Annotated in this window: 7 protein-coding genes; 3 read left to right on the forward strand and 4 right to left on the reverse strand. The window is 72.2% G+C overall.

Annotation, left to right across the window (positions count from 1 at the left end):
- Nucleotides 1-7: 7 nt before the first annotated feature.
- Entirely contained in the window at nt 8-505 is a 498-nt protein-coding gene (locus AB0B33_RS42720; protein ID WP_360782759.1) for a MarR family transcriptional regulator, read from the reverse strand.
- 39 nt (nt 506-544) lie between these two features.
- On the opposite strand from AB0B33_RS42720, the gene AB0B33_RS42725 reads away from it, so the two are divergent.
- Nucleotides 545-1,408, forward strand: coding sequence for a helix-turn-helix domain-containing protein (locus AB0B33_RS42725; protein WP_360782762.1), 864 nt, complete (start codon nt 545-547; stop codon nt 1,406-1,408).
- A 140-nt stretch (nt 1,409-1,548) separates the two neighbouring features.
- Nucleotides 1,549-2,487 carry an NADP-dependent oxidoreductase gene (locus tag AB0B33_RS42730; protein WP_360782766.1) on the forward strand — a complete coding sequence of 313 codons (939 nt, stop codon included), beginning with the start codon at nt 1,549-1,551 and terminating at the stop codon, nt 2,485-2,487.
- Between the two features lie 296 nt (nt 2,488-2,783).
- Here AB0B33_RS42730 and AB0B33_RS42735 read toward each other — a convergent pair whose 3' ends face one another.
- A complete protein-coding gene (locus AB0B33_RS42735; RefSeq protein WP_360782769.1) occupies nt 2,784-3,509 on the reverse strand; it encodes an FCD domain-containing protein in 726 nt (241 codons plus the stop codon).
- Between the two features lie 147 nt (nt 3,510-3,656).
- Here AB0B33_RS42735 and AB0B33_RS42740 point away from each other — a divergent pair, with 147 nt between their 5' ends.
- Nucleotides 3,657-3,845: a hypothetical protein gene (locus tag AB0B33_RS42740; RefSeq protein WP_360782772.1), complete on the forward strand. Its 189-nt coding sequence runs from the start codon at nt 3,657-3,659 to the stop codon at nt 3,843-3,845.
- A gap of 76 nt (nt 3,846-3,921) precedes the next feature.
- On the opposite strand, the gene AB0B33_RS42745 is transcribed toward AB0B33_RS42740, so the two are convergent.
- Together AB0B33_RS42745 and AB0B33_RS42750 are read right to left on the reverse strand one after the other, a co-directional pair.
- Entirely contained in the window at nt 3,922-5,289 is a 1,368-nt protein-coding gene (locus AB0B33_RS42745; protein ID WP_247013250.1) for an L-serine ammonia-lyase, read from the reverse strand.
- A gap of 14 nt (nt 5,290-5,303) precedes the next feature.
- The coding region (locus AB0B33_RS42750; protein ID WP_360782775.1) for a lipoyl synthase at nt 5,304-6,111 on the reverse strand (808 nt) is incomplete at its 5' end.

A 6,111-nucleotide genomic window follows, 5' to 3' on the forward strand; every position in this document is an offset into this window, starting at 1 on the left:
CACGCCGTTAGCCGCCGCCGGCCCGCCTCCGGGGAGCCGCCGAGCGCGGTGGCGTCGAGCGCATGTGGTCCCGGACCGGGGCCAGCAGGCCGGCGAGGGTTTCGACGTCGGCGCGGGAGAGCGGCTCGAAGAGCAGGCCGCTGACCACCTCGATGTGCCCGGGCAGCACCTGCGCGAGCCGCTCGCGCCCGGCGTCGGTGATGGTGACCGTGGTGCTCCGCTCGTCGTCCGGCGACGGCGACCGCACCACCAGGCCGGCCTTCTCGAGCAGGCCCGCCTGGTAGGTCAGGCCGCTGCGGCTGTAGACGACGCCGTCGGCCAGGTCGGTCATGCGGTGGCTGCCCGTCGGCGAGTCCCCGAGCCGGGCCAGCAGCTGGAACTGCACGTAGCTGAGCTCGCCGGCCTCGCGCAGCTGCTGCTCGACCGCGTGCCGCAGCAGGCTGGTCACCTCGACGAGGTCGAAGTAGGCGCCGAGCTGCACGGGGTCGAGCGACGGTTGCGGCATGCCCGGAGTCTACTGCTTCGAATTCGAAGGAGTCCGGTGGTGCAGACTGGCGCCATGTCGCTGTCCGAGCTGGGCGCCGCGGTCCGCCGGCTGCGCGAGCGGGCCGAGCCGCCCGCCGGGCCGCGGACCGGGCGGCGGGTCCGCGGGCTCCGCCGGGAAGAGCTCGCCGAGCTGGCCGGGGTGTCCGCGGACTACGTGCGCCGGCTGGAGCAGGGCCGCCGCCACCCGTCGGCCGGCGTGGTGACCGCGATCGCCCGCGCGCTGCGGATCAGCCGGGCGGACTACGAGCGGCTGTGCGCGCTCGCCGGGTACGCGGCCACCGACGGGCAGGTGCCGCGCGAGGCCGGGTCGGCGGCGATCCGGCTGCTGGAGCGGTTCGGCGGCACCCCGGCGTTCCTGACCGACCGGGCGTGGAACGTCGTCGCCGTCAACGGTGCGTGGCTGGCGCTCGGCGGCGGGGCGGCGACCGGGAGCGGCCGGGACTGGAACGTCGCGTGGCGCACGTTCCGCGACGCGCGCGGGGAGATCTCCCGGACCGACGAGCACCAGGCCGGGTTCCGCGCCGCGCTCGCCGCCCGGCTCCGCGACACGCACCTGCGGTACCCCGCCGACGAAGGACTCGCCGGCCTCGTCGACGAGCTGCGGAGCACCAGCCGGGCGTTCGACGCGTTGTGGCGCGCCCCGGAAACGGTGTCGGCGTACGAGAACCGCGCGGTGTTCCGCACGCCGGACGGCGAGGACGTCGCGCTCGACGGCAGCCTGCTCGACGTGCCAGGGGACGACCTGATGGCGGTGATCCTCACCGCGGCGCCGTCCTCGCCCGACGCGGTCCGCCTCGCCGAGGTCGTCCGCGCCGCCCGCGGGCCGGCCGTGCTCAGGGTGGGCCAAGCCGGCCCAGGCTGAGCCCGGCCGCGACCACGATCCTGAGCCGTGTGGATCAAGGGTGACCGGCAACACTTGCTTTGAATTCGAAGCAGTTGTAGCGTGGTCCGCAGTTGCTTCGAATTCGAAGCACATGGCTCTCACCGAAAGCGAGAACTCCGATGAAGGCAGTGCGTTTCCACGACTACGGCGGCCCGGAAGTCCTGCGCTACGAGGACGTGGACCTGCCGGTGCCGGGCGCGGGGCAGGTCCGGCTCCGGGTCGCCGCGACGTCGTTCAACTCCGTCGACGGCAACATCCGCGGCGGCTTCATGCGCGGCCCCATCCCCGTCGAGCTGCCCCACACCCCGGGCATCGACGTCGCCGGCACGGTCGACGCGCTCGGTGACGGCGTCGACGGCCTGGCGGCCGGCGACCGGGTCGTCGGCTTCCTGCCGATGGACGGCGCCGGCGCGGCCGCGGAGTACGTCGTCGCACCGGCCGAGGCCCTGACGGCGGCGCCCCGGGACGTGCCGCTGGCCGACGCGGCCGCGTTGCCGCTGGTCGGCCTGACCGCGCGGCAGGCGCTCTTCGACCACGGCGGGCTGCGCTCGGGGCAGCGCGTGCTGATCAACGGCGCCGGCGGCGCGGTCGGCGGCTACGCCGTGCAGCTGGCCAAGGGGGCCGGCGCCCACGTCATCGCGACGGCGAGCCCGCGCAGCACCGACGCGGTCAAGGCCGCCGGCGCCGACGAAGTCGTCGAGCACACCACGACACCGGTGACCGCGGCGGTGACCGAGCCGGTCGACCTGGTGCTCAACCTCGCCCCGGTCGACCCGGCGGAGCTGGCCGCGCTGGTCACCCTGATCCGGCCGGGCGGCGCGCTGGTGAACACGACGGTGTGGATGCCGGCGCCGTCCGACGAGGAACGCGGCGTGCGCGGCATCGACCTGTTCGTCCGCAGCGACGCCGATCAGCTGGCGAAGCTGGTGACCCTGGTCGACCAGGGCGAGCTGCGCGTCGACGTGGCCGGGCGGGTGCCGCTGGCCGAGCTGCCGGCGTTGCACGAACGGGCGGCCGAGGGCGCGGTGCACGGCAAGGTCGTCGTCGTCCCGGCTTGAGCGTCAGGAGAGCCGACGACCCGCGCGGGCGCCGACCGAACTGCCCGCCTCACACGCCCGCACCCGCCGCGGGGCGCGGTGTACGGCAAGGTCATCTTCCCCACCTGAGCGCTACCCGGGCCGACGACCCCGCACCCGCGCCGCCGAGGGCGCGGTGCACGGCACAGTGGTCGTCGTCCCGGCCTGAGCGCTACCCGAGCCAACGACCCGCGCACCCGCGCCGCCGAGTCGACGTGCACGGCAAGGTCGTCCTCGTCCCGGCCTGAGCGCTACCCGAGCTGACAATGGCCCGAGCGTCAGGAGAGGAAGGCGCGGAGGAGGGACGCCGTGCCTTCGATGTGCTCCGCCATCGCCTGGCGGGCGGCGGGGGCGTCGCCGGCGAGGATCGCGTCGACGATGGCCTCGTGCTGGGCGTTCGAGTGCTCGAGGTTGGGCGGCAGCAAGGGGATCCGGTCGAGCAGCTGGTTGACGCGGGTGCGGGCGTCGGCCATCGCCGTGGTCAGGGAGCCGGATGCGGTGACCTCGGCGATCGCCAGGTGCAGGCGGGAATCCTTGCGCCGGTAGTCCTCGAGGTCCGCGCCCGCGGCCTCGGCGAGCGTGCCGGTGAGGTGCTGCCGGTCGGCGGGGCTCAGCGACCGCGCCGCGGCCATCTCGGCGGCGCCGGTTTCGAGGACGTACCGGAGGCTCAGCGCGTCCTCCAGCCCGACCGCGTCGACCTTGCCGCTGGGTGACTTCTCGGAAGGTGCCGGGAGGCTCTCGTTCACGAACGTGCCGCCGTACCGACCTCGGCGTGACTCCACGTAACCGGCGTCGGAGAGCGCCCGGATGGCTTCCCGCAACGTCACGCGGCTGACCCCGAGCCGCTCGGCGAGCTCCCGTTCCGACGGCAGCCGCTCCCCCGCGCCGACCACGCCGAGCCGGATGGCCTGCAGCAGCCGCTCGACCGTCTCCTCGAAGGCGTTGCCCGTGCGAACCGGCCGGAACAGCGCTTCACCGGCATTCGCCACCGACGTCGACTTCATCCCGCGAGTCTAGGCGCCGCACGCCGGCCGCGGTCACCCTGCGTTCCCGCGCCGGTGTTCGCCGGGCGGAAAACCGGTGGATCCGGACGGCCACGGTGAGCGACGATGGGGCGACCGACACCGAACATCGACGCAGGGGGCGATCCGGTGCACTTCCTGATGGCGGAGGACTTGGTCCACGAACGGGAGAACGAGTTGCGCCACGGCGTGCGCAACCGCCCACCCGGCCGTGCGACGCCGAGACGCCGCACGGGCACGAAAAAACAGCAGTTCGGCTGGACCCTGGTCGAAGTCGGCCTGCGGCTGGCGGTCGAGCCGGAAGACGAGCCGCGCTGACCCGAAACGGCACTTTCCCTACGAAAGTGCGGTGCCACCCAGGTCCGCACTTTCCCTATGAAAGTGCGGCTTCGGGTCAGCACTCGATGACGTTCACCGCCAGGCCGCCGCGGGCGGTTTCCTTGTACTTGACGCTCATGTCCGCGCCCGTCTCGCGCATCGTCTTGATCGCCTTGTCCAGCGTGACCACGTGGCTGCCGTCGCCGCGCATCGCCATGCGGGCCGCGTGGATCGCCTTCGACGCGCCCACCGCGTTGCGCTCGATGCACGGGATCTGGACCAGGCCGCCGACCGGATCGCAAGTGAGCCCGAGGTGGTGCTCCACGCCGATCTCCGCCGCGTTCTCCACCTGGGCCGGTGAGCCGCCGAGGACCTCCGTCAGGCCCGCCGCCGCCATCGCCGACGCCGAGCCGACTTCGCCCTGGCAGCCGACTTCGGCGCCCGAGATCGAGCCGGTCTGCTTGAGGATCGAGCCGATCGCGCCCGCCGTGAGCATGAACTTGACGATGCCGTCGTCGGTCGAGTGGCGGATGAAGCGCTGGTAGTAGTGCAGCACCGCCGGGATGATCCCCGCCGCGCCGTTGGTCGGGGCCGTCACCACGCGGCCGCCCGCGGCGTTCTCCTCGTTGACCGCCAAGGCGTACAGGCTCACCCAGTCCATCGCGTACAGCGGGTCGTCCAGGCCGTCCTCGGCCAGCAGCTTCTCGTGCAACGCCTTCGCGCGCCGCGGCACCTTCAGGCCGCCCGGGAGCACGCCTTCGTGGGTGCAGCCGTTGCGGACGCACTCGGCCATGACGGCCCAGATGTCCAGCAGCCCGTCGCGCACCTCTTCGCGCGACCGCCAGGCCAGCTCGTTCGCCAGCATGACCTCGCTGATCGGCAGCCCGGTTTCCGCGCAGTGCCCGAGCAGGTCCGCGCCCGTGCGGAACGGGTACGGCACCGGCGTCGAGTCCTCGACGAACACCGCGTCCGTCTCGTAGGACTCGTCGCGCACGAACCCGCCGCCGACCGAGTAGTACGTCCGTTCGCGCAGCAGCTCACCCGCGGCGTCGAACGCGCGGAAGACCATGCCGTTCGGGTGCGCGGGCAACGACTTGCGGCGGTGCATGGTGAGGTCGTTGTCCTCGTCGAACGCGATCTCGTGCGTGCCGCCGACTTTCAGCCGCCCGGACTCGCGGATCTCCGCGATCTTGCCCGGCACGGTGTCGGTGTCGATCTCTTCGGGACGCTCACCGGAAAGCCCGAGCAGGACGGCTTTGTCGCTGCCGTGGCCGAAGCCGGTCGCGCCGAGCGAGCCGAACAGCTCGGCCTGCACCCGGGAAGTCCGCGCGAGGTCGTCGCCGAGTCCGTCCACAAAGGTCAGTGCCGCCCGCATCGGCCCGACGGTGTGGGAGCTCGACGGGCCGATGCCGATGGAAAACAGGTCGAAGACGCTGATCGCCATTGATCCGCCCCTTCCTATCGCGCCAGCAGAGAGCTGGCTTCTTGCGCGGCCGGGCCCTGGTCGGCGAGGTGCTGCAGGTTCGACGGCAGCTCCTCCCCACGGTAACCCTTGGTCTGCGCGTAGAGCCGTCCTGCGCGGTAGGACGAGCGCACCAGCGGCCCCGCCATCACGCCCGCGAAGCCCATCGCCTCGGCAGCCTTCGAGTGCTCGACGAACTCCTCCGGCTTGACCCAGCGGTCCACCGGGTGGTGCCGCGGCGAAGGACGCAGGTACTGCGTGATCGTCAGGATCTCGCACCCCGCGTCGACCAGGTCCTGCATCGCCGGAGCCACCTCGTCGGGCGTCTCGCCCATGCCCAGGATCAGGTTCGACTTCGTCACCAAACCCGCCTCACGCGCCTTCGTGATGACTTCCAGGGACCGCGTGTAGCGGAAGCCCGGACGGATCCGCTTGAAGATCCGCGGAACCGTCTCCACGTTGTGCGCCAGCACCTCAGGCCGCGACCCGAACACCTCAGCCAGCTGCGCCGGATCCGCGTTGAAGTCCGGGATCAACAGCTCGACACCCGTACCCGGATTCAAGTCGTGGATCTGCCGGACCGTCTCCGCGTACAGCCACGCACCACCATCAGGAAGGTCATCACGGGCGACACCGGTGACCGTCGAATACCGCAAACCCATCGCCTGCACCGACTCCGCGACCTTCCGCGGCTCAGTCCGGTCCAACGCAGCGGGCTTACCCGTGTCGATCTGACAGAAGTCACACCGCCGGGTGCACTGGTCCCCACCGATCAGGAACGTGGCCTCCCGGTCTTCCCAGCAC

The sequence above is a fragment of the Amycolatopsis sp. NPDC049159 genome (assembly GCF_040648295.1).
Lineage (GTDB): Bacteria > Actinomycetota > Actinomycetes > Mycobacteriales > Pseudonocardiaceae > Amycolatopsis > Amycolatopsis pretoriensis_A.